The 26,096-nt window shown below is 68.7% G+C and carries 21 protein-coding genes, 1 tRNA gene and 1 pseudogene; 20 read left to right on the forward strand and 3 right to left on the reverse strand.

Annotation, left to right across the window (positions count from 1 at the left end; all coding sequences use genetic code 11):
* Positions 1-25: 25 nt before the first annotated feature.
* Entirely contained in the window at positions 26-1,252 is a 1,227-nt protein-coding gene (locus ACZ7EC_RS22465) for a DNA cytosine methyltransferase (RefSeq protein ID WP_471065032.1), read from the reverse strand.
* Positions 1,253-1,993: 741 nt separating this feature from the next.
* Here ACZ7EC_RS22465 and ACZ7EC_RS22470 point away from each other — a divergent pair.
* The 3 genes from ACZ7EC_RS22470 to ACZ7EC_RS22480 all read left to right on the forward strand — a co-directional run bounded on the left by ACZ7EC_RS22470 (position 1,994) and on the right by ACZ7EC_RS22480 (position 4,423).
* On the forward strand, positions 1,994-2,788 hold the full coding sequence (locus ACZ7EC_RS22470) for a hypothetical protein (protein ID WP_471065033.1): 795 nt from the start codon (positions 1,994-1,996) through the stop codon (positions 2,786-2,788).
* A 695-nt stretch (positions 2,789-3,483) separates the two neighbouring features.
* Positions 3,484-3,627 carry a hypothetical protein gene (locus ACZ7EC_RS22475; RefSeq protein WP_360087597.1) on the forward strand — a complete coding sequence of 48 codons (144 nt, stop codon included), beginning with the start codon at positions 3,484-3,486 and terminating at the stop codon, positions 3,625-3,627.
* Between the two features lie 226 nt (positions 3,628-3,853).
* On the forward strand, positions 3,854-4,423 hold the full coding sequence (locus ACZ7EC_RS22480; protein ID WP_471065298.1) for a hypothetical protein: 570 nt from the start codon (positions 3,854-3,856) through the stop codon (positions 4,421-4,423).
* A gap of 990 nt (positions 4,424-5,413) precedes the next feature.
* Here the strand turns inward: ACZ7EC_RS22480 and ACZ7EC_RS22485 are convergent.
* Positions 5,414-7,054 carry a GmrSD restriction endonuclease domain-containing protein gene (locus ACZ7EC_RS22485; RefSeq protein ID WP_471065035.1) on the reverse strand — a complete coding sequence of 547 codons (1,641 nt, stop codon included), beginning with the start codon at positions 7,052-7,054 and terminating at the stop codon, positions 5,414-5,416.
* A gap of 154 nt (positions 7,055-7,208) precedes the next feature.
* On the opposite strand from ACZ7EC_RS22485, the pseudogene ACZ7EC_RS22490 reads away from it, so the two are divergent.
* Both ACZ7EC_RS22490 and ACZ7EC_RS22495 read left to right on the forward strand, forming a co-directional pair.
* Positions 7,209-7,784 (forward strand): annotated as a pseudogene (locus tag ACZ7EC_RS22490) (tyrosine-type recombinase/integrase); the annotation flags it as partial.
* A gap of 192 nt (positions 7,785-7,976) precedes the next feature.
* Positions 7,977-8,360: a DUF6083 domain-containing protein gene (locus tag ACZ7EC_RS22495; RefSeq protein ID WP_471065037.1), complete on the forward strand. Its 384-nt coding sequence runs from the start codon at positions 7,977-7,979 to the stop codon at positions 8,358-8,360.
* Positions 8,361-8,537: 177 nt separating this feature from the next.
* Here ACZ7EC_RS22495 and ACZ7EC_RS22500 read toward each other — a convergent pair.
* Positions 8,538-8,609: transfer RNA gene (locus ACZ7EC_RS22500), tRNA-Arg, on the reverse strand.
* A gap of 108 nt (positions 8,610-8,717) precedes the next feature.
* Between ACZ7EC_RS22500 and ACZ7EC_RS22505 the strand changes: the two genes are divergently transcribed.
* The 15 genes from ACZ7EC_RS22505 (at position 8,718) to ACZ7EC_RS22575 (ending at position 26,014) form a co-directional block, all read left to right on the forward strand.
* Positions 8,718-9,239: a response regulator gene (locus ACZ7EC_RS22505; protein WP_397987173.1), complete on the forward strand. Its 522-nt coding sequence runs from the start codon at positions 8,718-8,720 to the stop codon at positions 9,237-9,239.
* Between the two features lie 126 nt (positions 9,240-9,365).
* Positions 9,366-10,370, forward strand: coding sequence for an ArgS-related anticodon-binding protein NrtL (gene nrtL / locus ACZ7EC_RS22510; protein WP_471065039.1), 1,005 nt, complete (start codon positions 9,366-9,368; stop codon positions 10,368-10,370).
* Positions 10,371-10,427: 57 nt separating this feature from the next.
* Positions 10,428-11,819, forward strand: a complete 1,392-nt coding sequence (gene lysA / locus ACZ7EC_RS22515) for a diaminopimelate decarboxylase (RefSeq protein WP_471065041.1) — start codon at positions 10,428-10,430, stop codon at positions 11,817-11,819.
* Positions 11,820-11,965: 146 nt separating this feature from the next.
* Positions 11,966-13,258 carry a homoserine dehydrogenase gene (locus tag ACZ7EC_RS22520; protein ID WP_471065043.1) on the forward strand — a complete coding sequence of 431 codons (1,293 nt, stop codon included), beginning with the start codon at positions 11,966-11,968 and terminating at the stop codon, positions 13,256-13,258.
* Positions 13,259-13,264: 6 nt separating this feature from the next.
* Complete coding sequence (gene thrC / locus ACZ7EC_RS22525; protein ID WP_397984019.1) at positions 13,265-14,323, forward strand: threonine synthase; 1,059 nt, start codon at positions 13,265-13,267, stop codon at positions 14,321-14,323.
* 218 nt (positions 14,324-14,541) lie between these two features.
* Complete coding sequence (gene thrB, locus ACZ7EC_RS22530) at positions 14,542-15,459, forward strand: homoserine kinase (protein ID WP_471065045.1); 918 nt, start codon at positions 14,542-14,544, stop codon at positions 15,457-15,459.
* Positions 15,460-15,867: 408 nt separating this feature from the next.
* Entirely contained in the window at positions 15,868-17,907 is a 2,040-nt protein-coding gene (rho, locus tag ACZ7EC_RS22535) for a transcription termination factor Rho (protein WP_471065047.1), read from the forward strand.
* 338 nt (positions 17,908-18,245) lie between these two features.
* Positions 18,246-19,376, forward strand: coding sequence for an LCP family protein (locus tag ACZ7EC_RS22540; protein WP_471065049.1), 1,131 nt, complete (start codon positions 18,246-18,248; stop codon positions 19,374-19,376).
* Between the two features lie 154 nt (positions 19,377-19,530).
* A complete protein-coding gene (gene rpmE / locus ACZ7EC_RS22545) occupies positions 19,531-19,755 on the forward strand; it encodes a 50S ribosomal protein L31 (RefSeq protein ID WP_019326867.1) in 225 nt (74 codons plus the stop codon).
* 108 nt (positions 19,756-19,863) lie between these two features.
* Positions 19,864-20,931, forward strand: a complete 1,068-nt coding sequence (gene prfA / locus ACZ7EC_RS22550; RefSeq protein ID WP_471065051.1) for a peptide chain release factor 1 — start codon at positions 19,864-19,866, stop codon at positions 20,929-20,931.
* Between the two features lie 37 nt (positions 20,932-20,968).
* Complete coding sequence (prmC, locus tag ACZ7EC_RS22555) at positions 20,969-21,814, forward strand: peptide chain release factor N(5)-glutamine methyltransferase (RefSeq protein ID WP_397984014.1); 846 nt, start codon at positions 20,969-20,971, stop codon at positions 21,812-21,814.
* A gap of 47 nt (positions 21,815-21,861) precedes the next feature.
* The gene (locus ACZ7EC_RS22560) at positions 21,862-22,509 is read left to right on the forward strand and encodes an L-threonylcarbamoyladenylate synthase (RefSeq protein ID WP_471065053.1); all 648 of its coding nucleotides are present in this window, start codon (positions 21,862-21,864) and stop codon (positions 22,507-22,509) included.
* A complete protein-coding gene (locus ACZ7EC_RS22565; protein ID WP_397984012.1) occupies positions 22,506-23,183 on the forward strand; it encodes an arsenate reductase/protein-tyrosine-phosphatase family protein in 678 nt (225 codons plus the stop codon). The genes ACZ7EC_RS22560 and ACZ7EC_RS22565 overlap by 4 nt, the downstream gene beginning before the upstream one ends.
* Positions 23,184-23,271: 88 nt before the next feature.
* Positions 23,272-24,510 (forward strand): serine hydroxymethyltransferase, encoded by a 1,239-nt coding sequence (locus tag ACZ7EC_RS22570; protein WP_471065055.1) that lies wholly within the window; start codon positions 23,272-23,274, stop codon positions 24,508-24,510.
* A gap of 172 nt (positions 24,511-24,682) precedes the next feature.
* Positions 24,683-26,014, forward strand: a complete 1,332-nt coding sequence (locus ACZ7EC_RS22575; protein WP_471065057.1) for an MraY family glycosyltransferase — start codon at positions 24,683-24,685, stop codon at positions 26,012-26,014.
* Positions 26,015-26,096 lie beyond the last annotated feature (82 nt).

The raw sequence follows: 26,096 nt of genomic DNA on the forward strand, positions 1-26,096 counted from the left end.
GAACAGCGCTCCGCCCGTACCGACGTCAAACCGCGGCGAGATCCAGCTGCGCCGGCTGGTCGGAGAGCACGATGTCCTCCGGCCGCAGGCTGGTTCCGGGAAGGATGACGCTCTCGAGTTCGGGCCGCTTTCCTGTCAGCACCCACTCGGTGACGTGCGCCAACTGGTAAGAAATCAACGGCGGTACCGCATCGCCGATATGACGGTACATGTTGGAGACCGCACGGGCCTTGAAGACAAAGCTTTCCGGGAAACCTGACAGGAGACCAAGTTCACGCACGGTGCACAGCCGGTCCTGTTCGGGATGCGAGTATCTCCCGTTGCCGAAGTGCGAGCACTCTCGCTTGATGGTGGGCGACGGCCTGTCCCACCACAAACGCCCGTAGATGTCGGGATAGGAACCGAACTTGCCGGCGGCGATCGTACGTTTCATGGCCGGCGTCAATACGATGTCAGCGTCGGGATGTTCCCGCATATCGATCCACGAGCCGCCATTGCGCGGGGTGGCCTGAAGCCGCCTGAGTGTGACGTCCGTACCGATGGAGGGCGAGACGTGCATCGGATCGGCGGGGTGACGCACGCCTGCTGCCACCTGCGGTAGATGGCTGATCGCCCGCCGCACCGAGATGGCTTCCGGCTGCACTGTCGCGTCGCCCCACAGCTCTTCGAGGGTGTGGAGCTGCTTGTCCTCGCGGACGGCGATGACCAAGGCGCGCTCGCGCTGCTGCGGCAGTCCGAACCGCGTCAGCATGTGGGTGCCGGCGTAGACGCGATAGCGCATGTCCTTCAGGTCTGCGCGGAGCTGTTCGAAATGATGGCGGAAGTTTCCCTGAAGCATCTCCCGCGCGTTCTCCATCACCAGGACGGAGGGCATCAGTTCTGCGACGAACTCCGCTGTCTTTCCGATCAGCGAGTTTCGCGCGTCGTCTTCGATGTGGTTCTTCGGGTTGGCTCGGGACAAACCAGTGCAAGGCGGGCAAGCGCTGAGCACGTCCAGTTCCCGGCCCTGAAGCCGCGGTTCCAGCAGTGAGCGAAGATCTGAGCCGGAAAGTGCAGCGATGTCTTTTTCGAATGGCTGGAGATGCATGTTGGCTGCATAGGTGTCATTGCATTCCAGCGTTCCCCTGCCGCTGCTGGGCTTGCCCAGCTGAGCGTCAACGGCCCCGACCAGCTGGAAGGCGCCATGTGCATGAAACCCATAGCTCATTCCGCCGGCGCCGCTGAAGAGGTCGGCGAACGTCCATCGTTGCATCCAGCTGCCCCTTTCTCGGCGACTGCGGCAGTCGCGCTGCGGATCCTAGCGACTCGTCAAGGCTCGATGGGCTTCCCATGAGCACAGCCATTGTGGCGGGAGCCACTGACATCGCAGAGGGCGCCGTCCCCTCATCCGTCCGCAGCCACGGCCGGACAAGCAGGACACGCCAGTGCCGGCTGGCGACAGACCTTTACGATCAGCGAGTCTACGTTGTGCCGCTGCCCGGAGCTGCGGGCCTGCCCGGTAAAGCAGACGTCGGCGCCACGATCTTCGAGGCCGGCACAAAGCTGCTGGCAAAATGCGCATCGTGCTGGGGCGCTCATCAACACCTCGGCTCTCCCGGCTTGGCCCAGCGCCCCGGTGCCGGTGCGCGGGCGGGCGGAAGTCCACGTTGCGCCGTCCGCCGAGGGCGCTGCCGTGACCGATTCAACAGCCCCTTCCCCGAGGTCTTCCGTCCCCTCCACGGACACGCCCGGCAGGGCTCCCCGCGCCGGCTTCGCGGGGCGCTCACACCTCTTCGGCTGACCGAGCGCGCCGTTGCGGCCCCGCATCACCGAGTACGCGGCCAAAGACGCGAGACCGCGACCGTCAACCCCGGACCCGGGCCCGCATGCCCTGGTGCCGTTGCACCGCCAATCCCTGCTCGGCCTTGCTGCCGGTCCTCGCCGCCCCCGGTCCCGGCAGCGCTGGCTCACACCCGCGTTGACGCCCCCCGGCCCGCTGCACACGATGACCGCCATGACCCTCCTGCGACGAGTACGCCAAGACCTGTCCCGTGGCGAGCATCTGGAGATCTATACGACCGCCCTGCTGTCCTTGGCCCTGGCGGTCCTGGGAGTTCTCGACATAGCCGGCGGGAAGACCCTGGCCGCCGCCACCCTCGCCACCCTGGCCCTGCTTGCCGGAGGGCTGCTCGGCAGCCGCAGGCAGGTCTCCGACCTGGCCGCGCACGTGCGCTCCCGCCTCGAAGGCGAGGTGTCCGCGGAGGACTTCCTGTCCCACGGCAAACCCGAGCTGATCGAGCAGATACGTGGCGCGCAGGACATCAGAATCATCGGGGTGACCCTGTCGCGCACGCTGCGAGACCTGGTCGACGAACTGCAACGCCGAGTCACAGCCGGAGCGACGGTCAAGGTGGCGCTGATCGATCCGACCACCTCCGCCCCGGCCGAAGCGGCGCGTCGCAGCACCATTCCCGACCGGCCGAGCGTGTACGAGAACAGACTGCGTCCGTCCATCGACCTGTTGCGAGAGGTGATGGAGACTCCGGGCGCGGAAGGCAGGGTGGAGGTGAGATTCATCCCCTTCGTCCCCGCATTCGGCCTTGCGCTGGTGGACCCGCAGCGCCCGTCGGGTCACATCCATGTCGACATCTACTCGCACAGCTCCGCCACCGGAGACGCCGTCTTCACGCTGACCCCGGACCGTGACGGCCAGTGGTACCAGCATTTCCAGGCCGAATTCGACCGCATCTGGACCTTCGGCCGCCCCGCCGCCACATCCGACGGCTTCACCCCCGCCCCCGGCGCGTAGTGGCCTTCCTCCTCCACAGGAGCCCACTCGATCGACGCCATCGGACAACCAGCCCCGAGCCGCGGTCGCTCAGGCCGACATCCGGCTGCACACACGACCAGTGAGACACCCTGGACCTACATCGAGGCCTCAGGCATACCGCCTGGGACCTCCAGCTGTGTGCCGGGCCTGACTGCTGCGCGTTCGAGAACGGTGTCGACCGAGGCGGCCATCCGCACCGACCTCACCTGTCGTGACGCCCACTCGATCAGCGGCACGTCCGACCTTGAGACCCCGCCCGCGTAACGCGTACCCACCGCCAACTACCCTTGCCGTCACGGAACCTGATCGAGCAGAACACAGGCCAGGCTGTTGACGAGCTGTCGAAAGATCGTCGACGGTCTGACGAAAATCGGCCTGCTCACGGGGGTTTACCAGGCAGTCGCGTCTGTCCTCGCGGACGACCTGACACGGTCGGCTTTGCTTTTTGCGGACAGTCGAGGCGATAGTCGACAAGGAGCACGGCAATGCTGAAGAGGTCACTGGTGGCCGTTATGAGCGCTTCCGCCCTCGCGATAGGGGCGCTGGGACTGAGCGCCGGATCTGCCTCGGCAGCTTCCACCTGGAAGTTGAAGGCCACATGCAGCTCAGTCAACATACGAGCGAAGTCCAACACCAGCGCGAAGGTCAATGGCGTCGCTTACAAGGGTGACCTCATGAACGGCACCAAGGTGGACTACAAGGGCTACAAGGACATCAAGGTGGACAAGGCCTGGATCTACGGCAAGGTGGTCCGCAAGGACCACAAGGTCATCTACGGCTGGGCCGCGCTCAAGTGCTTCAACCCTTACGAGCAGTAGGGGAAACCTGCTCGGACAACCCACGGCCTCTGACCGTTTCACCCGGTCAGAGGCCGTTCGTCTCGCGGTGGGCGTGGAATCTGAACCCACATTGACTCGCGCCGCGACGGCCTTCAAGACCGCTGACCATTCAGGAGACCGGGTTCGAAAGCCGGCGGCCGACACCGTGCCGATATCGTCTGGCTCGCGCCCCGTGTTGTGCCTCAGAATTCTCGGCGTGGCAGACATGGGACCCACCGAAGAAGAAACGTCGGACGGGCTGTTGGGCTGGTGCCTGGTGGCCAACGTGACGCGAGAGACCGCGCACGGCGAGGGCGGCCTCGACATCCAGCACGGCACGAAGCACTTCCGCGCAGGCGCCCTGCTGTGGCTCCCGCCCGTCCGCTGGGACCCGGGCCACTGCCGCTGGCCTGCGGTGGGTCGGCACCGGGGCAACGGCCGCCGGTACGTCAGCATGGTCGTACGCACGCATGACCTGGAGAACTTCCGGGTCAAGGGTGTCTACAGCGAAGCTCTGGTGCGCAGCCTCAACGGCTCTGAGCACGACCCGGCTGCCCCGCGGATCCTGCAGAACCCGTGGACCCGCGAGCGGGCCCAAGAAACGGCGGACAGCTGGAACCAACCCCGGGAGTCCGTCCGCATCGACGGCCACTCCCACCCGTGGATCTCCGTGCCCAACCCTCCGCCTCCAGAGCTCCAAGTCGACGGTGAGACCCTGCACCTCGCCCACTACGGCACCAGGGGAACCCACTACAGCCGCACACCCCCTCCCGTGGAACGGACCCCCGGGCCCTGAGAGGGCCATCCCCTTGGCCAACAAAGTGGATGTCGATCACTGAGTGTTGCAGTTGAGCCTGTGCGCGTCTTCGTTGGTGTCACCGAGCTGAAGGTGGTGGCTACGCAGCTCGATGTCCGGGTGTACCAGGAGCGTCAGTTCCCGGCACTCACTCCGCTCTCGGGCGTTCTCACGGCCGACCAGGTGGAGCAGGAGCGTTGCTCGCCATCGCCAGGCTTGGAACCGGGCCTGAGCCCGGCATCCCGGTGGGCTGCCGGCCGTTCCCACCGGAGCCGTGGGCGGGCTCCGCAGTGATTCCGGCGAATAGGACGAACAGCCAGGGAGCCTCGACGATCAGGATCAGACGGAGGGCGATGCAAGCAGCCCTTCGCACCGGCACTCCGGCCCGGCCCTCGCGCTCCCGCACCTCGACGCCTACCAGCATCCGGCAGTTCAGGAACACCGGGGCGCTGTGGACCGACCGTCCAGCGACGTCGTGGCTTTCCGGACCTCACCTGCGACGATGCTTCAAGGCCCCGTCCACGCCCCGTCCGCAGCCGCTTCGGACCGCATACGCCTGCACATACGCGAAGACCCCGACCTCAGCGTTTCCGCTGGTGACGGGGTCTTGGGCACCTGAACCAAGTTGCCCCCGGCAGGATTCGAACCTGCGCACACGGCTCCGGAGGCCGACTGCTTGCCTCGCATCTGCGGAGGTCGAGGCAGGCGCCGAGTCGGTGGAGTGCCATGACTGGCTCGGCGGAGTGAGAACGTCCTGGTCGATGGCCTTTTATCCTACCCCGACCCAAAGCCGCGCCTCGAACTGTGGAGAGAGCAGCGGTGTCGGCAATCGATGGGAAGCAGCGCTCATCTGTGAGTGTTGCCTCCCATCAGCCGGCGGTTTCTGCAAGTGCAGGTGGTTCGTGGCATTGACGGTGAACCACTGCACGACGCGGTGCTTGGGGGGTAGAGATCTCCCGCTAACCGGTCAGCGCTGCAGCTTGACTGTCGTCAGGGGCTCCACAAGCGACCGCTCGTCAAGGAATTCATAGCTGTTTCGACTTCTTCTGCCCGCGCACTGATGAATGCCTCGTAGTCGTTGTCCCTAAGTGGTTTCTCAGGAATGGCGTGTGTCTTGAGGCGAAAAACGATTTCATCATCACCGAGACTGCTTGCTTCCGCGCGATCTCGCATATAGACGAGTGGCTCTTTGTTGTGGATGGTCCTGTTCGTCTTCCAGGTAATGAGGGCGCAGTTGAGGGCCAGGTTTGAGGGTAGGGCTACCTTATGGTCCTTAAGATAGCCGTCCGGGAAGATGTGATGATATTCGCGACTGGTCGCGTTTAGTGTAGTAATGGCCTCGCCCTCGGCGAGATCAGTGGCTCCTCCCTGAAGGCTAACCAGGAGGATTGCCCGTGCAAGGCGGTCTTTTTTCTTGGGCCATCCCGCCTCTTGTAGATCTTCGAGGCTTGGGAGGTCTTCACTAAAAATGGGTGGCTTTGGATCAGGAGCCCCATCCCTGATGGCCTTGGTCAACTCTCGTACATCCTGAATCACTGCTGTGTGTGCGCTACTTTCATAGCGCTCAGTAAAGAATGCACGCCACATGAACTTACGTATCAGCGTACGTGCTTCTCCTAGTCTGTCGGGACTCAGGTCGGTAGCGTGCGACCAAAGGCTTATCAGGGCAGGCACGGCCGTGAAAATCGGCAGCCTGGCAGAGTCTATTACCTTTTCAGCCTCCAAAAATTCCACTGCCTTTTCGGCTCCGGCGACCAGGCGAGGCCAAGTGGTAACAACCACATCCCAGTCCAGGTTGAGGATGCTAGGTCGGTCTGGCGTCTTGTCCTGCATTAGGGCCGCGGTCCGGAGAACGATGTCTTGAACGTCTCCATACCGAGACAACCCCGGAACACGGCCGTTCAGGTTTTCGAGCAGATCGTGTAGTGACTCTCCGACTGCTTGCTCAATGTCGGCAGTGATGATATCGAAAATGGACAGCGGCGTCGACCCCGTATTGATTCGCGTGAAGACCTCCAGAACTTGAGCGGCGCTTGTATCTTTAGGTAGAGACAGGAAGGGAATGTTGAAGGCGGAAACTGTGGATCGCCATCCGTTGACCTTCTTGATGAGTTTAATGACATTGGCGTGATCATCGCCGCACGCCGTCTGGATCCATTCAATCGCCGTGTCGTTGGCGCCCTCCCCGGGTAGAAGTAGCCGCACAGGGACAAGGTCGCGCTCGAGCAATTTAGCGGGATCGTCTACCCAAAGAGGGTAACGTTTACCGTCCCGCTCGCTGATCTTGATGCTTTTTACCGCAGTGCCAGCATAGTCTGTTTTCTCGATCATGCTGACAAAGAATTCGCGCTCGGGGTAACCTCCATGCAAACTCTTCCAAAGGGCCGTAACGCGCTGTTGGCCATCGAGTAGGAGTTCGCTGACCTTACCTTCCGCGGGAGCACTGTTGATGGGACGGGGATGAAAAGGGGGATTTCCTTCTACCTCGAGCAGAAACATAGCGCCGATGGGAAGGTCATTCAGTACGCTCTCAAGCAGGCCCTGAACTTGTGAGTAGCTCCAGGCCTCAAATCTCTGGAAACGGGGAAGTTTCACTTGGCCGGACCTCACCGCAGAAAGCCACTCGCTCAAGCTTCGGTTCCTTGCTTCCATAGCCCCTCCCAGTTCAGCTCTGATGTCTGCAGGACGAAGGTACATGCTGGGGCTAGGGCATGACCGGTGAATGAGACCTCGCCCTCTGCCAACCCCGCACCGACTACCTCAGGTCGGCGGAGCGGCTTTGGGCTGGAGCTGCTTGTACTACGGCGCTCTGCGTCCGGCTGAGGCCGTCGGCCTTACCGCCGCGGACGTGAAGCTGCCCGAGGTTGGCTGGGGGACGGTCCTCCTGAACAGGACGCGCCCCAGTGTCGGCAAGCGGTGGACGGACTCTGGCGAGACCCATGACGACCGGGGCCTGAAGAACCGGCCGGCGGAGGAGGTCCGGCTCGTACCGATCCCGCCCCAGCTCGTCGCCATCCTTCGGCAGCATCTCGATACCTTCGGCACCGCCGAGGACGGGCGACTGTTCACCAATGAGCGCGGGGGAGTGGTCGGCTCTTCGACGTACTACCGCGTGTGGCAGGAGGCCCGTGTACTGGCGCTTCCGCCGGCCGCGGTTGCTTCCCCGCTTGCCGCGCGCCCATACGATCTGCGGCACTCGGCGCTGTCGACGTGGCTCAACTCCGGGGTGGACCCGACCGAAGTGGCCGAGCGTGCGGGCAACAGTGTTGAGGTGTTGCTGAGCCGTTACGTCAAGTGCATCGATGGACGGCAGGAGATGGCCAACCGCAAGATCGAGGATCTGTTGCGCGAATACGAATGACCAAGCAAGCACACCGATGCCCTCCGCTTACACGAGCGGATGGCATTGTCGTTTATCAGCCGTATGCCGGCGGCCGGTAGATGCTGAGTGCACCTGCCGCGTCGCCTTTCGTATCACTGATGATCGGACGGCTCAGAGGTTCCGTCCAATTCATCTCTACGAATATGCCGCAGGGCTGTCGACCCTCACCGTATGGGGTATTCGGAGGAGGAGCCACGTCGGCTGCGCGGCGGGCAGTCGCGCTGTCCGTACTGTGGCCTGTTGCAAGACCGAGTGGCGACGCTTGAGCAGGACTGGGTGTTGCTGGAGCCGGATATGAACCCGTTGGCCCACACGGTGCCGGCGGAGCATCGGTGGATCGAGCTGTCAGATGGGCGAGTGGCCGTCTACGGAGTATGTCCGCCAGACCCTTATCAGCGGTGCCGTGTCGAGCACCGATTGGCGTGCTCGGCACAGCCGCTCCCGGATCTCTGGCCTTGGTTGACCTCGCTCCGCGGTGAGAACGCGCGACGAGCCGAACGGCAGGCCGGCTCGGAGCCACCCCGGTTCCCTGAGCAATGGCCGGATGCCGGGTGACGGCTGTCGGCCTCACATGTGCTGGCTGACCTGGGAAGACGCACCGAGATTCTGTCCACGAATAGTCCACAGACCCCGACACACAGCCGCTCCGGACCGCACACGCCTGCACAAACGCGAAGACCCCGACCTCAGCGTTTCCGCTGGTGACGGGGTCTTGGACACACTTGCACAGTGTGCCCCCGGCAGGATTCGAACCTGCGCACACGGCTCCGGAGGCCGTTGCTCTATCCCCTGAGCTACGGGGGCGTGTCGGTTGCGGAGCGTTGTGCTCGCGGCGACGGATAGAACATTAGCAGGTCCGGTGGGGTGATCAGGAACCCGTTTGCGGGGAGGGGTCCCCTGGAGGGGGCGGAAGTGGGGAAAACCCGGACGCGGTGGCCCGGCCGGTCCTACTCTCGAGTTGTGCCGGGCGCGTCGGGCCGGGTGCTTGTTGTCGACGACAACAAGGTCATCCGGCAGCTGATCAGGGTCAATCTCGAGCTGGAAGGGCTTGAGGTCGTGACCGCGGCCGATGGTGCCGAGTGTCTGGACGTGGTGCACCACGTGCGGCCCGATCTCGTGACGCTCGACGTCGTCATGCCGCGGCTGGACGGGCTGCGCACCGCCGCCCGGCTCCGCGCCGATCCCCGTACGAACCATCTGCCCCTCGCCATCATCAGCGCCTGCACCCAGTACGAGGTCGAGACCGGCCTCGACGTCGGGGTCGACGCCTTCCTCTCCAAGCCCTTCGAACCCGCCGAACTCGTGCGCCTCGTCAAGCAGCTGATCCAGGGCCGCGCCGGGCGCGGGGGAGGGGGCGGTGGTGGTGACGGGGATGAGGACGACGACGATGACGGGCTCGCGGATGGGGTGGCCGGCGGCGTTTCCATCGGGTGAACCGGGCGGCTCCGAGGGGTCCGGCCTCTAGGCGCCCCGCGTCCGCAGGCAAGGACAGCGCCCCTCCCCGTCTCACCAGGGAAACCGGCTCGCCCTCCCACCCCCTGCCTCCCCTACCCTTGTCCCGTGACCCCCGTCGAACTCTCCCGCACCGTCCTGCACGCGGTGCGTCGTGCCGTGGACGAGGGGGAGCTGAGCGGAGCGATTCCCGAGCGGGTGGTCGTGACGGAGCCGGGGGCCGGCGGATGCGGCCAGTACGCGACCAACGTCGCGCTCCAACTCGCCCGCGCGGCCGGGAAGCCGCCGCTCAAGGTCGCCGAGATCCTGCGGCCCCGGCTCATCGCGGCGGAGGGCATCGAGGACGTCGTCGTCACCGGGCCCGGTTTCCTCAACTTCCGGCTCGACCTGCGGGTCGATCCGCTCCAGGCGCTGGCACGGGAGATCCGCGCGCAAGGGGAGCGGTACGGGCACGGGGACGCCCTCGCCGGACAGGTCCTCGCGTTGCGGGTGCCGTACGACGTGCGGGCCGAGGTCGTCGCCGACGCCGTCGTACGGATCGTCGCCACTCAGGGTGGGCGGGCCACCGTGGCGCACGGCGAGCCCGTCAATCTGCGGCCCGTGCCCGCGCCCGAGGACCCCGCGCCGCTCGGGCCCGACGCCGCCCGGTGGGCGCTGCTCCACCCCGCGCCGCACGACCGGCCCCGCATCAGCGCGGACCATCTCGTCCAGCGCGAGGGCAATCCGCTGTTCCGGGTGCGCTACGCCCACGCCCGCATCCGTGCCCTCGGCCGGAACGCCGCCGACCTGGGCTTCGCCGCCGAACCCGGCCCCCTGACCGAGCAGGACCCGCCGACCGAGCCACCCCCCCTCGCCGCCGCCCTTCACACCCCCCTGTCCGACTACCCCCGCATCCTCACCGCGGCCGCCACCCATCGCGCCCCGGACCGGTTGGCCCGGCATCTCGTCACCGTCGCGGATGCCGTGCTGCCCTTTCTGACCGGTGTGCTGCCGATCGGCGAGGAGAAACCCTCGGCCGCCCACCGGGCCCGGCTCGCGCTTGCCGAAGCGGCCGGGACGGTGCTGGCCGGCGGCCTGTCCCTGCTCGGCATCGACGCACCCGAACATCTCTGAGGGGACCGAGGAACCGATGTCCCCCGGAGAGAGACAGAGAGTCTGAGAGCCACCGTCATGAGCCGTTCCGCCCATCCCGCCGGGCCCCGTCACGCCGATGTCCTGCCCGAGGGTCACTACTCCGCGCCGCCCGCCGACCTCAACGTGCTCGACCACAAGGTCTGGGCGCAGACCGTCGGCCGCGGCGAGGACGGGGTCGTCACCGTCGGCGGGGTCCCCGTGACCCGGCTCGCCGAGGAGTTCGGCACGCCCGCCTACATCCTGGACGAAGCCGACTTCCGGGCGCGGGCGCGCGCCTGGCGCACCGCCTTCGGGGCGGACGCCGATGTGTTCTACGCCGGGAAGGCGTTCCTCTCGCGCGCCGTCGTGCGCTGGCTGGCGGAAGAAGGGCTGAATCTCGACGTTTGCTCCGGTGGCGAGCTGGCCACGGCGCTGTCCGCGGGGATGGACCCCGCGCGCATCGCCTTCCACGGGAACAACAAGTCCGTCGAGGAGATCACCCGCGCCGTGGAGGCCGGCGTCGGGCGGATCGTGCTCGACTCCTTCCAGGAGATCGTGCGGGTCGCCCACATCGCCCAGTCCCTGGGCAAGCGGCAGAAGGCGCAGATCCGGATCACCGTCGGCGTCGAGGCCCACACCCACGAGTTCATCGCCACCGCCCACGAGGACCAGAAGTTCGGCATCCCGCTCGCCGGCGGGCAGGCCGCCGAGGCGGTACGGCGGGCGCTGCAGCTGGACGGGCTCGAACTGATCGGCATCCACTCCCACATCGGCTCGCAGATCTTCGACATGTCCGGATTCGAGGTCGCCGCCCACCGCGTCGTCGGACTGCTCAAGGACATCCGCGACGAGCACGGCGTCGAACTGCCCGAGATCGACCTCGGCGGCGGCCTCGGCATCGCCTACACCAGCGACGACGACCCGCGTGAGCCGCACGAGATCGCCAAGGCGCTCGGCGAGATCGTCAGCCGCGAATGCGAGGCCGCACGGCTGCGCACCCCCCGGATCTCGGTCGAGCCGGGGCGCGCCATCGTCGGCCCGACCGCGTTCACGCTCTACGAGGTCGGCACCGTGAAGCCGCTGGAGGCGCTGCGCACCTACGTCTCCGTCGACGGCGGCATGTCCGACAACATCCGGACCGCGCTGTACGACGCCGCGTACAGCGTCGCCCTCGTCTCGCGGGCCAGCGACGCCGAACCGATGCTCGTCCGCGTCGTCGGCAAGCACTGCGAGAGCGGGGACATCGTGGTCAAGGACGCGTTCCTGCCCGCCGATCTGGCGCCGGGCGACCTCATCGCCGTACCGGCCACGGGGGCGTACTGCCGGTCGATGGCCAGCAACTACAACCATGTGCCGAGGCCGCCCGTCGTCGCGGTGAAGGACGGCGAGGCCCGGCTGATCGTCCGGCGGGAGACGGAGGAGGACCTCCTGCGTCTCGACGTCGGATGAGTCCCGTCGGCGCGGGATGGAAGATCTGCGGTCTTCCGACCCCGCGAAAATGAAATAAACGTCTCAGGATCCGGACGAAGGGTAGAAAGTCCCGTCCGGTGAGTGAGACTGGTCCAACCGTAGACGGTAAGAGGAAACGAGGTCGGATGATGCGTACGCGTCCGCTGAAGGTGGCGCTGCTGGGCTGTGGGGTCGTCGGCTCAGAGGTGGCGCGCATCATGACGACGCACGCCGACGACCTCGCCCAGAGGATCGGCGCCCCGGTGGAGCTCGCCGGGGTCGCCGTACGCCGTCCGGCCAAGGTGCGCGAGGGCATCGACCCGGCCCTGGTCACCACGGACGCCACCGCGCTCGTCAAACGCGGCGACATCGACGTCGTGGTCGAGGTGATCGGCGGGATCGAGCCCGCCCGGACGCTCATCACCACCGCCTTCGAGCACGGAGCGTCCGTCGTCTCCGCGAACAAGGCGCTGCTCGCCCAGGACGGCGCCGCCCTGCACGCCGCCGCCGGGGAGCACGGCCGGGACCTCTACTACGAGGCCGCCGTCGCCGGCGCCATCCCGCTGATCCGCCCGCTGCGCGAGTCGCTGGCCGGCGACAAGGTCAACCGGGTGCTCGGCATCGTCAACGGCACCACCAACTTCATCCTCGACAAGATGGACTCCACCGGCGCCGGCTACCAGGAGGCCCTGGACGAGGCCACCGCGCTCGGCTACGCCGAGGCCGACCCGACCGCCGACGTCGAGGGCTTCGACGCCGCCGCCAAGGCCGCCATCCTCGCCGGCATCGCCTTCCACACACGGGTGCGCCTGGACGACGTCCACCGCGAGGGGATGACCGAGGTCACCGCCGCCGACTTCCGTTCGGCCAAGGAGATGGGCTGCACCATCAAGCTGCTCGCCATCTGCGAGCGGGCGCCGGACGGGGCGTCCGTCACGGCGCGCGTGCACCCCGCCATGATCCCGCTGAGCCACCCCCTCGCCTCCGTGCGCGGCGCGTACAACGCCGTCTTCGTGGAGAGCGAGGCGGCCGGCCGGCTGATGTTCTACGGCCCCGGCGCCGGCGGTTCCCCGACCGCCTCCGCCGTGCTCGGCGACCTCGTCGCCGTCTGCCGCAACAAGCTCAACGGCACCACGGGGCCCGGCGAGTCGGCGTACGCCGCGCTGCCGGTCTCCCCGATGGGCGATGTCGTCACGCGGTACCACATCAGCCTGGACGTGGCCGACAAACCGGGCGTCCTCGCCCAGGTCGCCACGGTCTTCGCCGAGCACGGGGTGTCCATCGACACCGTTCGGCAATCGGGCAAGGACGGCGAGGCGTCCCTCGTCGTCGTCACCCACCGGGCCCTCGACGCCGCCCTCAGCGGTACCGTCGAGGCGCTGCGCAAGCTCGACACCGTGCGGGGTGTCGCCAGCATCATGCGGGTTGAAGGAGAGTAACCAGCAATGACCCACCAGTGGCGCGGAATCATCGAGGAGTACCGGGACCGGCTGCCGGTTTCCGACACCACGCCGGTCGTGACGCTCCGTGAGGGCGGCACGCCCCTCGTGCCCGCGCAGGTGCTCTCCGAGCGCACCGGCTGCGAGGTCCACCTCAAGGTGGAGGGTGCGAACCCGACCGGGTCCTTCAAGGACCGCGGCATGACGATGGCCATCTCCAAGGCCAAGGAGGAAGGGGCCAAGGCCGTCATCTGCGCGTCCACCGGCAACACCTCCGCCTCCGCCGCGGCGTACGCCGTGCGCGCCGGCATGGTCTCGGCCGTGCTGGTGCCGCAGGGCAAGATCGCGCTCGGCAAGATGGGCCAGGCCCTGGTGCACGGCGCGAAGATCCTCCAGGTCGACGGAAACTTCGACGACTGCCTCACTCTCGCCCGCGCGCTGAGCGAGAACTACCCGGTGGCGCTGGTCAATTCGGTCAACCCGGTGCGGATCGAGGGCCAGAAGACGGCCGCCTTCGAGATCGTGGACATGCTCGGCGACGCGCCCGACATCCACGTCCTGCCGGTCGGCAACGCGGGCAACATCACCGCGTACTGGAAGGGCTACCGCGAGTACGCCGCCGACAAGGCCGCCACCCGTACGCCCCGTATGTGGGGGTTCCAGGCCGCCGGCAGCGCGCCCATCGTGCGCGGCGAGGTGGTCAAGGACCCGTCGACCATCGCCACCGCCATCCGGATCGGCAACCCGGCCTCCTGGCAGTACGCGCTCGCGGCACGAGACGAATCCGGCGGTGCCATCGACGAGGTGACGGACCGTGAAATCCTGCGCGCCTACCGGCTGTTGGCCGCGCAGGAGGGCGTCTTCGTGGAGCCCGCCTCCGCCGCGTCCGTCGCCGGCCTGCTGAAGGCCGCCGAGCAGGGCAAGGTCGATCCGGGCCAGCGCATCGTCTGCACCGTCACCGGCAACGGCCTGAAGGACCCCGACTGGGCCGTCGCCGGCGCGCCGCAGCCGGTCACCGTCCCGGTCGACGCGGCCACCGCGGCCGAGCGCCTCGGCCTCGCCTGAGTCTTCCCTGACAGGGGGCACAGGGGGCTTACGACACGCATCGTGCGCCTCCTGTGCGCCCTATGTCGCTACTGAACCTTCCTTCGATAGGCTGTACCGAACCCGCTCGTTGCATATGCACTGCGCATAGGGGCAACGCCGCGCCGACTGCGCGAGGGTCTCCACGTACGTATCGAATGTCTCAGACAGTCACGCAGCTCAAGGAGAGTCTTCGAGCGATGGCCGGTCCAGCCTTCCGTGCCGCCGCCGTCCGGGTGCGCACCCCCGCCACCAGCGCCAATCTCGGTCCGGGCTTCGACGCCCTGGGCCTCGCGCTGGGGCTCTACGACGACGTCGTCGTCCGGGTGGCCGACTCCGGGCTGCACATCGACATCGCGGGCGAGGGCAGCGAGACCCTGCCGCGCGACGAGCGCCACCTCCTCGTCCGCTCCCTGCGCACCGCCTTCGACCTGCTGGGCGGCCAGCCCCGCGGCCTGGAGATCGTCTGCGCCAACCGCATCCCGCACGGCCGGGGGCTCGGCTCCTCCTCCGCCGCCATCTGCGCCGGCATCGTGGCCGCCCGTGCCGTGACCATAGGCGGCGAGGCCCGGCTGGACGACGCGGCCCTGCTGGCGCTGGCCACCGAGATCGAGGGCCATCCCGACAACGTGGCCGCCTGTCTGCTCGGCGGATTCACCCTGTCCTGGATGGAGACCGGCGTGGCCCGCGCGATCAGGATGGACCCCGACGATTCCATCGTTCCGGTGGTTTTCGTGCCCGGAAAGCCGGTCCTGACCGAGACCGCCCGCGGACTGCTGCCGCGCACCGTGCCGCATGTCGACGCCGCCGCCAACGCGGGCCGTGCCGCCCTGCTGGTGGAGGCCCTCACCCGGCGCCCCGAACTGCTGCTGCCCGCCACCGAGGACCGCCTCCACCAGGAGTACCGCACCCCTGCCATGCCGGAGAGCGCCGCGCTGGTGGAGCGGCTGCGCGCGGACGGCGTACCGGCGGTCATCTCCGGCGCCGGACCCACCGTCATGGCCCTGACCGACGCCGGCACCGCCGACAAGGTCTCCCACCTCGCGGGCGAGGGCTGGGCCGCCAACCGGCTGGACCTCGACATGCGGGGAGCGAGCGTGCTTCCGCTTGCGCCCTGACACACGGTTGCCGGATTTGGAGAGGGGGAATGTTTGTTGGATCCGGTAGTGTTAATCTCAAGTCTGCACCCGACCTCACCATGGCGAGGTGCCACGTGTCCCCGTCCGGGACAGACATTCTTCCGGGAGCCCCCCACGCCACTCCGTGTTCCGTGCGCCGTACCTGGGCAGTACGACGGACGCGAGCACTGAGCCGGTCGCAGGGCATGCTCCGGAACAGGTGCGACCACGCCACGTGACACTGGGTGCCACGGCTCGCGGAAGCGCCATCACCGCACATTTCTCTTCCGCCGCGTTCGTTGGCGGACCACCGCCCCGGCACGGTTCACCGAAGACAGGACCGTAGCCGGACAGCACAACCGGTCGCCGAGCCAGAAGGCCGACGTCCGCTCCAGGGAAGGACCCTTCGTGAGCGACACCACCGATCTGATGGGCGCACGTGTCGAGGAGACCGCTGCCGCGCCCGCCACGGACGCCTCCGCGCCTGCCACCGGTGCCGGCTCCCGGCGGCGCCGGGGTACCGGCCTTGAGGGCATGGTGCTGGCCGAGTTGCAGCAGGTCGCCTCGGGCCTCGGGATCAGGGGCACCGCGCGGATGCGCAAGAGCCAGCTGATCGAGGTCATCAAGGAGGCGCAGGCCCAGGGCGGCGCCCCCAAGACCGAGGCCGCCGCCGAGACCAAGCCGAAGCGCCGGGCCACCTCCAAGGCCCGCACCGGCGAGAGCGCGGACGGCGCGCAGAAGGCCGCCAAGTCCGAGGCGCCCGCCGAGAAGGCGCAGCAGCAGATCGAGATTCCGGGGCAGCCCGTCGCCGGGGGCACCGCCCGCGCGAGCGAGGCCGAGCGCGCGGACGAGGCGCCGGCCGAGCGCCGTCGCCGTCGCGCCACCGCCGAGGCCGGCAGCCCCGCCGCGGGCACCGAGACGGCCGCCGCCGAGGCGAAGACCGAGGCCAGGTCCGACGCCCAGCAGTCGCAGGGCGAGTCCGCGAAGAACGACGCCGGTGACGGCGAGGGCCGTGGCCGCCGCGACCGCCGTGAGCGCGGCCGTGACCGTGACCGCGGTGAGCGTGGTGACCGCGGTGAGCGTGGTGAGCGCGGTGACCGTGGTGAGCGCGGTGACCGCCGCAACAAGGGCGACGACCAGCAGGGCGGCCAGCGTCAGCAGCAGGGCCAGCAGGGCGGCCGCCAGGACCGGCAGCAGCAGGACGACGACGACTTCGACGGCGGCCGGCGCGGCCGGCGCGGCCGTTACCGGGACCGCCGGGGCCGTCGTGGCCGCGACGAGATCGCCGAGCCGCAGGTCGCCGAGGACGACGTCCTGATCCCCGTCGCGGGCATCCTGGACATCCTCGACAACTACGCCTTCATCCGGACCTCCGGCTACCTGCCGGGCCCGAACGACGTGTACGTCTCCCTCGCCCAGGTCCGCAAGAACGGCCTGCGCAAGGGCGACCACCTCACCGGTGCGGTCCGCCAGCCCAAGGAGGGCGAGCGTCGCGAGAAGTTCAACGCGCTGGTCCGCCTCGACTCCGTCAACGGCATGGCGCCCGAACACGGCCGCGGCCGACCGGAGTTCAACAAGCTGACGCCGCTGTACCCGCAGGACCGCCTCCGCCTGGAGACGGACCCCGGTGTGCTGACGACCCGGATCATCGACCTCGTGTCGCCGATCGGCAAGGGCCAGCGCGGTCTGATCGTGGCCCCGCCGAAGACCGGCAAGACCATGATCATGCAGGCGATCGCCAACGCGATCACGCACAACAACCCCGAGTGCCACCTGATGGTCGTCCTGGTCGACGAGCGTCCGGAAGAGGTCACCGACATGCAGCGGTCGGTGAAGGGCGAGGTCATCTCCTCGACCTTCGACCGCCCGGCCGAGGACCACACCACGGTCGCGGAGCTGGCCATCGAGCGCGCCAAGCGCCTCGTGGAGCTGGGCCACGACGTGGTCGTGCTGCTGGACTCCATCACGCGTCTGGGCCGCGCCTACAACCTGGCGGCGCCGGCCTCCGGCCGCATCCTGTCCGGTGGTGTCGACTCGACCGCGCTGTACCCGCCGAAGCGCTTCTTCGGTGCCGCGCGCAACATCGAGGACGGCGGTTCGCTGACCATCCTCGCGACGGCCCTCGTGGACACCGGCTCCCGCATGGACGAGGTGATCTTCGAGGAGTTCAAGGGCACCGGCAACATGGAGCTCAAGCTCGACCGCAAGCTCGCCGACAAGCGCATCTTCCCGGCGGTGGACGTGGACGCGTCCGGTACCCGCAAGGAGGAGATCCTGCTGGGCGCCGAGGAACTGGGCATCGTCTGGAAGCTGCGCCGGGTGCTGCACGCCCTGGACCAGCAGCAGGCGATCGAGCTGCTGCTGGACAAGATGAAGCAGACCAAGTCGAACGTCGAGTTCCTGATGCAGATCCAGAAGACGACGCCGACCCCCGGCAACGGCGACTGACGCTTCAGGCGCCGAACGAGAGGCCGTCCCCTTCGAGGGGGCGGCCTCTTCGCCGTACGGCTGCCGGCAGGCGCCGGCGCGAGACCTTTGCCACAAGGGTTACGGTGCGTACCCGGCCGGAAACGTACGACAACCGGCGGCAAAACCCCAGGTGAGCGCCGTATCCCGGACCCTGGCGACTACATACGGTGCCCATCGCCGCACACGGTGGGCACTCTGCGTTGTGCAACGCTGTCCCGAGTTTCTCCGTCCTCCCGGACGGGGTGACGATGGAGCGGTGACGACCGCGCCTGACCCTGACCGCAGGGGGTAACCGATCGACGAGACCTAGGAGTGCCGTGTCCGCCGAGAGCATGCCGGAACCGATACCCCAGACCGGCGCCCAGGAGCCCGGCCCAAGGGGCCGGGGACGGCGCCGCAAGCCCCGCAGCACCGGCCGCAAGGCCCTGCTCGCGACGGCCTGGACGGCCGCGGGCGTGCTGGTGCTCGGCGGCGCCGGGGCCGGCTACCTGTACTTCAAGCTCAACGGCAACCTGCACAGCGTCGACATCAACCAGGTCCTCGGCAGGGACCGCCCCACGAAGATCGACAACGGCTCCGAGAACATCCTGGTCCTCGGCTCGGACACCCGCTCCGGCTCCAACAAGAAGCTCGGCGGCGGCACGGACGACGGCAGCGCCCGCTCCGACACCGCGATGATCGTCCACGTCTACAAGGGCCACAAGACGGCCGGCGTGGTCTCCATCCCCCGCGACACCCTGGTCGACCGCCCCGCGTGCACCGACACCAAGGGCACCACGCACCCGCCGGCGAGCGCCGTGATGTTCAACGAGGCGTACTCCACCGGCGGCGCCGCCTGCGCCGTGAAGACCGTCGAGTCCCTCACCGGCATCCGCATGGACCACTACCTGGAAGTCGACTTCGCGGGCTTCCAGAAGCTCATCGACGACCTCGGCGGCGTCCCGGTCACCACCACCAAGGCCATCGCCGACCCGAACAGCCACCTCGACCTGAAGGCCGGCACGCACACCCTCGACGGACAGCAGGCCCTCGGCCTGGTCCGCACCCGGCACGGCGTCGGCGACGGCTCCGACCTCGGCCGCATCCAGCTCCAGCAGGCCTTCGTCAAGGCGCTGCTCGGCCAGGTCAAGAGCGTCGGCGTCTTCAGCGACCCCAAGAAGCTGTACGACCTCGCCGACACCGCCACCAAGGCCGTCACCACCGACTCCGACCTCGGCTCGGTCAACTCCCTCATCCAGTTCGCCGACGGCCTCAAGGGCATCGACTCCCGGCACATGACGATGGTCACCATGCCCGTCGAGTACGACCCGGCGAACCCCAACCGGGTGCTGCTGGTCAAGTCCAAGGCCCAGCTGGTGTGGGACGCGCTGAAGCAGGACCGCCCGATCCCGAAGTCGGCCACGAAGGGCACGGCCACGGGCGAGGCCGGCGGCGTGGTCAGCGGCTGACGGACGGCCGCCCGGACCGCCCGCGGAATAGAACAACCGCACCCCCGGTTTTGGGGGATGGGCCCAGTCCTGGCAGACTGGTCCGTCGGCCCCGGTTCACGTCCCCGCAGCCCGCGGCGGCGACCCGGAGCCCTCCCGGAACCTAGGAGAAACCTTGAAGCGCGACATCCACCCCGAGTACGTCGAGACGCAGGTCAGCTGCACCTGTGGCGCCTCGTTCACCACCCGGAGCACCATCGAGTCCGGCACCATCCGTGCCGAGGTCTGCTCCGAGTGCCACCCGTTCTACACGGGCAAGCAGAAGATCCTCGACACCGGTGGCCGTGTGGCCCGCTTCGAGGCCCGCTTCGGCAAGGCTGCCGCCGGCTCCAAGAAGTAGCGAGCCCCCATTCGCCGGTCCACGGCCGTACGTCCGCGAGGGCGTGCGTCCGGGACCGGCGTTTTTGGTCGCCGCCCCTTCCCCTCACCGCAGTACAGGAGCCGAAAGATGTTCGAGGCAGTCGAGGAGCTCGTCGCCGAGCACGCCGACCTCGAGAAGAAGCTCGCCGACCCGTCGGTCCACGCCGACCAGGCGAACGCGCGCAAGCTGAACAAGCGCTATGCCGAGCTGACCCCGATCGTCGGCACGTACCGCTCCTGGAAGCAGGCCGGCGACGACATCGAGACCGCGCGCGAGCTGGCCGCCGACGACCCCGACTTCGCCGCCGAGGTCAAGGAGCTGGAGCAGCAGCGCGAGGAGCTGACCGAGAAGCTGCGCCTCCTGCTGGTCCCGCGCGACCCCAGTGACGACAAGGACGTCATCCTGGAGATCAAGGCGGGTGCGGGCGGCGACGAGTCGGCGCTGTTCGCCGGCGACCTGCTGCGCATGTATCTGCGCTACGCGGAGCGCGTCGGCTGGAAGACCGAGATCATCGACGCCACCGAGTCCGAGCTGGGCGGCTACAAGGACGTCCAGGTCGCGGTGAAGACGCGCGGGCAGACCGAGCCCGGCCAGGGCGTGTGGGCGCGGCTGAAGTACGAGGGCGGCGTGCACCGCGTGCAGCGCGTGCCGGCCACCGAGTCCCAGGGCCGTATCCACACCTCCGCCGCCGGTGTCCTCGTCACCCCCGAGGCCGAGGAGGTGGACGTGGAGATCAACCCGAACGACCTCCGGATCGACGTCTACCGGTCCTCGGGCCCCGGCGGCCAGTCCGTCAACACCACGGACTCCGCGGTGCGCATCACCCACCTGCCCACCGGTGTGGTCGCCTCCTGCCAGAACGAGAAGAGCCAGCTCCAGAACAAGGAGCAGGCCCTGCGCATCCTGCGCTCCCGGCTGCTCGCCGCGGCCCAGGAGGAGGCCGAGCGGGAGGCCGCGGACGCCCGCCGCAGCCAGGTCCGCACCGTCGACCGCTCCGAGAAGATCCGTACGTACAACTTCCCGGAGAACCGCATCTCCGACCACCGTGTCGGCTTCAAGGCGTACAACCTGGACCAGGTCCTGGACGGCGAACTCGACGCGGTCATCCAGGCCTGTGTCGACGCCGACTCCGCGGCGAAGCTCGCGGCCGCGTAAGGAACCACGAGGACTTGCTGACTTCCGGAGGACTTGCGTGAACCTGCTGCTATCGGAGGTGGCCCAGGCCACCCAGCGGCTGGCCGACGCCGGCGTGCCCTCGCCGCGCACCGACGCGGAGGAGCTCGCCGCGTTCGTGCACGGCGTCAAGCGCGGCGAACTGCACTCCGTGAAGGACGCGGACTTCGACGCCCGGTACTGGGAGGTCATCGCCCGGCGCGAGCAGCGCGAGCCGCTCCAGCACATCACCGGGCGGGCCTACTTCCGCTACCTGGAACTCCAGGTCGGCCCCGGTGTGTTCGTGCCCCGGCCGGAGACCGAGTCGGTGGTCGGCTGGGCCATAGACGCGGTGCGCGCCATGGACGTGGTCGAGCCCTGCATCGTCGACCTGTGCACCGGCTCCGGTGCCATCGCGCTCGCCCTCGCCCAGGAGGTGCCGCGCTCGCGGGTGCACGCCGTGGAGCTGTCGGAGGACGCGCTGCGCTGGACCCGCAAGAACGTGGAGGGGTCCAGGGTCGACCTGCGCCAGGGTGACGCCCTGGCCGCGTTCCCGGACCTGGACGGCCAGGTCGACCTGGTCATCTCCAACCCGCCGTACATCCCGCTCACCGAATGGGAGTACGTCGCCCCCGAGGCCCGCGACTACGACCCCGAGCTGGCGTTGTTCTCGGGGGAGGACGGGCTCGATCTGATCCGCGGCATCGAGCGCACCGCGCACCGGCTGCTGCGGCCCGGCGGAGTCGTCGTCATCGAACACGCGGACACCCAGGGCGGACAGGTGCCGTGGATCTTCACCGAGGAACGGGGCTGGGCCGACGCGGCCGATCACCCCGACCTCAACAACCGGCCGCGGTTCGCCACCGCCCGCAAGGCGCTGCCGTGAGCAGCGAGACGTCAACCCCGCAGTTTGTGTACGAGGAGGCCCGTTAGATGGCACGGCGATACGACACCAACGACGCGACCGACCGCGCGACGGGTCTGCGCGAAGCCGCGTCCGCCGTCCGCCGGGGCGAGCTGGTGGTGCTGCCGACCGACACGGTCTACGGCATCGGTGCCGACGCGTTCTCCTCCGAGGCCGTCGCCGATCTGCTCGCCGCCAAGGGCCGGGGCCGCAACATGCCGACCCCCGTGCTCATCGGTTCCCCGAACACCCTGCACGGCCTGGTCACGAACTTCTCCGAGCTGGCCTGGGACCTGGTCGACGCGTTCTGGCCGGGCGCCCTGACACTGGTCGCCAAGCACCAGCCGTCGCTCCAGTGGGACCTCGGCGACACGCGGGGCACGGTCGCCGTGCGCATGCCGCTGCACCCGGTCGCCATCGAGTTGCTCACCGAGGTCGGTCCGATGGCGGTCTCCTCCGCCAACCTCACCGGGCACCCGTCGCCGGAGACCTGCGACGCCGCGCAGGACATGCTCGGCGACTCCGTCTCCGTCTACCTCGACGGCGGCCCGACGCCGGGCAACGTGCCCTCGTCGATCGTGGACGTCTCCCGCGACGTGCCGGTGCTGCTGCGCGAGGGCGCCATCTCGCCGGACGAGCTGCGCAAGGTCGTACCCGACCTTGAGGTGGCGAATTGACGGCCCCTGAAGCGGGGCGTGGCATAGGCATCGGGGAGCGCCTCGCGGAGGAGACGACGACCTTCGGGTTTCCGCGCGACACCTTCCGCATCCTCCACGTCAGTACCGGCAACGTGTGCCGCTCGCCGATCACCGAGCGGCTGACCCGGCATTTCGTCGCCGAGCGCCTCGGCGTGCTCGGCGGCGGCCTGATCGTGGAGAGCGCGGGCACCTGGGGCCACGAGGGCGCGCCGATGGAGGCCAACGCGGAGACCGTGCTGGCCGACTTCGGCGCGGACGCCTCCGGCTTCATGGGCCGGGAGCTGCTGGACGAGCACGTCATCCGGGCCGACCTGGTCCTGACCGCGACCCGCGACCACCGAGCCCAGGTCATCTCCATGGGCCATTCGGCGGGCCTGCGCACCTTCACCCTCAAGGAGTTCACGCGCCTGGTCCGCGCGATCGACCCGGCGACGCTGCCGCCCCTGGAGGACGGCCTCGTCATGCGCGCCCGCGCCCTGGTCCGCGCCGCCGCCGCCCTGCGCGGCTGGCTCCTGGCCCCCACGGCCGAGGCCGACGAGGTCTACGACCCCTACGGTGCCCCCCTGCCCTTCTTCCGCTCCATCGGCGACGAGATACGGGACGCGCTGGACCCGGTGGTGACGGCCCTGACGGGTGTCCCGGCGCGGATGTAGGGACCGCCCGAGTCCGCCGACACCGCGCCCCCGGACGGACCCCGGCCTACATTGGGGATACGTCACCGTCGACCGCCCGGAGTCCGTCATGTCGGTCATCACCCTGCACGAGGCCGATGTCCTGCGGGAGCAGGACCCCGAGGTGGCCGAGATCCTGCTGGGGGAGCTGCGGCGGCAGTCGACGTCGCTCCAGCTCGTCGCGGCGGAGAACTTCACCTCCCGCGCCGTGCTCGCCGCCCTCGGGTCGCCGCTGGCGAACAAGTACGCCGAGGGCTACCCCGGCGCCCGCCACCACGGCGGCTGCGAGCTGGTGGACATGGCCGAGCGGCTGGCCGTGGAGCGGGCGTGCGCGCTGTTCGGGGCCCGGCACGCGAATGTGCAGGCGCACTCCGGCTCCTCCGCCGTCCTCGCGGCGTACGCCGCCCTGCTGCGCCCCGGCGACACCGTCCTCGCCCTGGGGCTGCCCTACGGCGGTCACCTCACCCATGGCTCCCCGGCCAACTTCTCCGGCCGCTGGTTCGACTTCGTCGGCTACGGCGTCGACGCGGAATCCGGGCTGATCGACCACGACCAGGTGCGCCATCTGGCCCGCAACCACCGCCCCAAGGCGATCGTGTGCGGCTCGATCTCCTACCCCCGGCACATCGACTACGCCTTCTTCCGCGAGGTCGCCGACGAGGTCGGCGCCTATCTGATCGCGGACGCCGCCCACCCCATGGGCCTCGTCGCGGGCGGCGCCGCCCCGAACCCGGTGCCCTACGCCGACATCGTGTGCGCGACCACGCACAAGGTGCTGCGCGGCCCGCGCGGCGGCATGGTCCTGTGCGGCGAGGAGCTGGCCGAGCGGGTGGACCGGGCGGTGTTCCCGTTCACCCAGGGCGGGGCGCAGATGCACACCGTCGCCGCGAAGGCCGTCGCGTTCGGGGAGGCCGCGACGCCGGCGTTCGCCGCGTACGCGCACCAGGTGGTCGCCAACGCCCGCACCCTGGCCGGCCACCTCGCCGAGGAGGGGCTCGCCGTCATCACCGGCGGCACGGACACCCACCTGATCACCGCCGACGTGGCCCCGCTCGGCGTGGACGGCCGCACCGCCCGCGGCCGGCTCGCCGCCGCCGGGATCGTCCTGGACTGCTGCGCCCTGCCGGGCGGCGACGGCCGGGGTCTGCGCCTGGGCACGGCCGCGGTGACCACCCAGGGCATGGGCGAGCCGGAGATGGAACGGATCGCGAAGCTGCTCGCCGCGGTGGTGCGCGGGCACCCGGAGCCGGCCGGGGCACGGGCGGAGGTGCGCGAGCTGACCGCCGCGTTCCCGCCGTATCCGGGGTGATTCCCGCCGTATCCGGGGTGAACGGGGTAGCCGCTTCCCAGGGCACAGCGCCGGCACGGCGGCGGTCACAGCAAGGTCTGCAACCATCCTGGCTACCCGTAAGTCCTCATCCGTATACGCCCGCCGCTAGGCTGTGAGGCTGTGATGGCCAGCGAGACCTGTGGGGAAGCCCGTGCGTGAATACCTGCTGACGCTCTGCATCACGGCCGCGGTGACGTACCTGCTGACGGGGCCGGTGCGGAAGTTCGCGATCGTGGCGGGGGCGATGCCGGAGATCCGGGCCCGTGACGTGCACCGGGAGCCCACTCCGCGTCTCGGCGGGATCGCGATGTTCTTCGGACTGTGCGCCGGTCTGCTGGTCGCCGACCACCTGTCCAGCCTCAACTGGGTGTTCGAGAAGTCCAACGAGCCGCGGGCCCTGCTCTCCGGCGCCGCCCTGATCTGGCTGATCGGCGTCCTGGACGACAAGTTCGAGATCGACGCCCTCATCAAGCTCGGCGGCCAGATGATCGCCGCCGGCGTCATGGTGATGCAGGGTCTGACGATCCTGTGGCTGCCCATCCCCGGCGTCGGCAACGTGGCGCTCACCCAGTGGCAGGGCACGCTGCTGACCGTGGCGCTCGTGGTCATCACCATCAACGCGGTGAACTTCGTGGACGGCCTGGACGGTCTCGCGGCCGGCATGGTGTGCATCGCGACGGTGGCGTTCTTCCTGTACGCGTACCGCGTCTGGGTGTCGTACGGCATCGAGGCCGCGGCCCCCGCCACCCTGTTCGCATCGATCCTCATGGGCATGTGCCTGGGTTTCCTGCCGCACAACATGCACCCGGCGCGGATCTTCATGGGCGACTCCGGCTCCATGCTGATCGGCCTGGTGCTGGCCGCGGGCGCCATCTCGATCACGGGTCAGGTGGACCCGGACGTGATGAACCTGTTCTCCGGTTCCGAGCGCGCCACCGTGCACCAGATGGTGCCGGTCTACATCCCGCTGCTGATGCCGCTGACGATCATCGCGATCCCCGCCGCCGACCTGGTGCTGGCGATCGTGCGCCGCACCTGGCGCGGCCAGTCGCCGTTCGCCGCGGACCGCGGGCATCTGCACCACCGGCTGCTGGAGATCGGCCACTCGCACAGCCGCGCGGTGCTGATCATGTACTTCTGGTCCGCGCTGATCGCCTTCGGCGCGCTCGCCTACTCGGTCAACTCGGCGTCCATGTGGATCGTGCTCGGCGTCGTCTTCCTGAGCGCCGTCGGCCTCGTCCTGCTGCTCCTGCCGCGCTTCACGCCGCGGGTGCCCGTGTGGGCCCAGCGCTTCGTGCCGCCCCGCTACCGGCGCCGGCGCGCGGCCGCGGCGGCGGAAGCGGAACTCGCCATGGAGGCGGCGGAGCAGGGCAGTTCGGAGGTTCCGGAGGGCGAGGAGCGCGCGCCCGTGCCGGCCGGTGTGTCCGGCGTCAACGGGGCGACCGCAATCGGCACTCGTGGGCGATTTCCTGATCGTTCCTGAGACGGTCAAGGTAAGAATCTGACTAGAGCATTGCCAACTCGTGGGGGAGCAAAGATCCCCAATAGCAGACAAAGCGGCGGGG

It is taken from the genome of Streptomyces sp. NPDC037203, assembly GCF_055605065.1.

Excerpts from the sequence above, each read along its gene's own strand:
- ACZ7EC_RS22465 (WP_471065032.1), bottom strand. The coding sequence starts at position 1,252 with ATGCAACGATGGACGTTCGCCGACCTCTTCAGCGGCGCCGGCGGAATG.
- ACZ7EC_RS22470 (WP_471065033.1), top strand. The coding sequence starts at position 1,994 with ATGACCCTCCTGCGACGAGTACGCCAAGACCTGTCCCGTGGCGAGCAT.
- ACZ7EC_RS22475 (WP_360087597.1), top strand. The coding sequence starts at position 3,484 with ATGAACGGCACCAAGGTGGACTACAAGGGCTACAAGGACATCAAGGTG.
- ACZ7EC_RS22480 (WP_471065298.1), top strand. The coding sequence starts at position 3,854 with ATGGGACCCACCGAAGAAGAAACGTCGGACGGGCTGTTGGGCTGGTGC.
- ACZ7EC_RS22495 (WP_471065037.1), top strand. The coding sequence starts at position 7,977 with ATGGGGTATTCGGAGGAGGAGCCACGTCGGCTGCGCGGCGGGCAGTCG.
- lysA (WP_471065041.1), top strand. The coding sequence starts at position 10,428 with ATGAGCCGTTCCGCCCATCCCGCCGGGCCCCGTCACGCCGATGTCCTG.
- ACZ7EC_RS22520 (WP_471065043.1), top strand. The coding sequence starts at position 11,966 with ATGATGCGTACGCGTCCGCTGAAGGTGGCGCTGCTGGGCTGTGGGGTC.
- thrC (WP_397984019.1), top strand. The coding sequence starts at position 13,265 with ATGACCCACCAGTGGCGCGGAATCATCGAGGAGTACCGGGACCGGCTG.
- thrB (WP_471065045.1), top strand. The coding sequence starts at position 14,542 with ATGGCCGGTCCAGCCTTCCGTGCCGCCGCCGTCCGGGTGCGCACCCCC.
- prfA (WP_471065051.1), top strand. The coding sequence starts at position 19,864 with ATGTTCGAGGCAGTCGAGGAGCTCGTCGCCGAGCACGCCGACCTCGAG.
- ACZ7EC_RS22560 (WP_471065053.1), top strand. The coding sequence starts at position 21,862 with ATGGCACGGCGATACGACACCAACGACGCGACCGACCGCGCGACGGGT.
- ACZ7EC_RS22570 (WP_471065055.1), top strand. The coding sequence starts at position 23,272 with ATGTCGGTCATCACCCTGCACGAGGCCGATGTCCTGCGGGAGCAGGAC.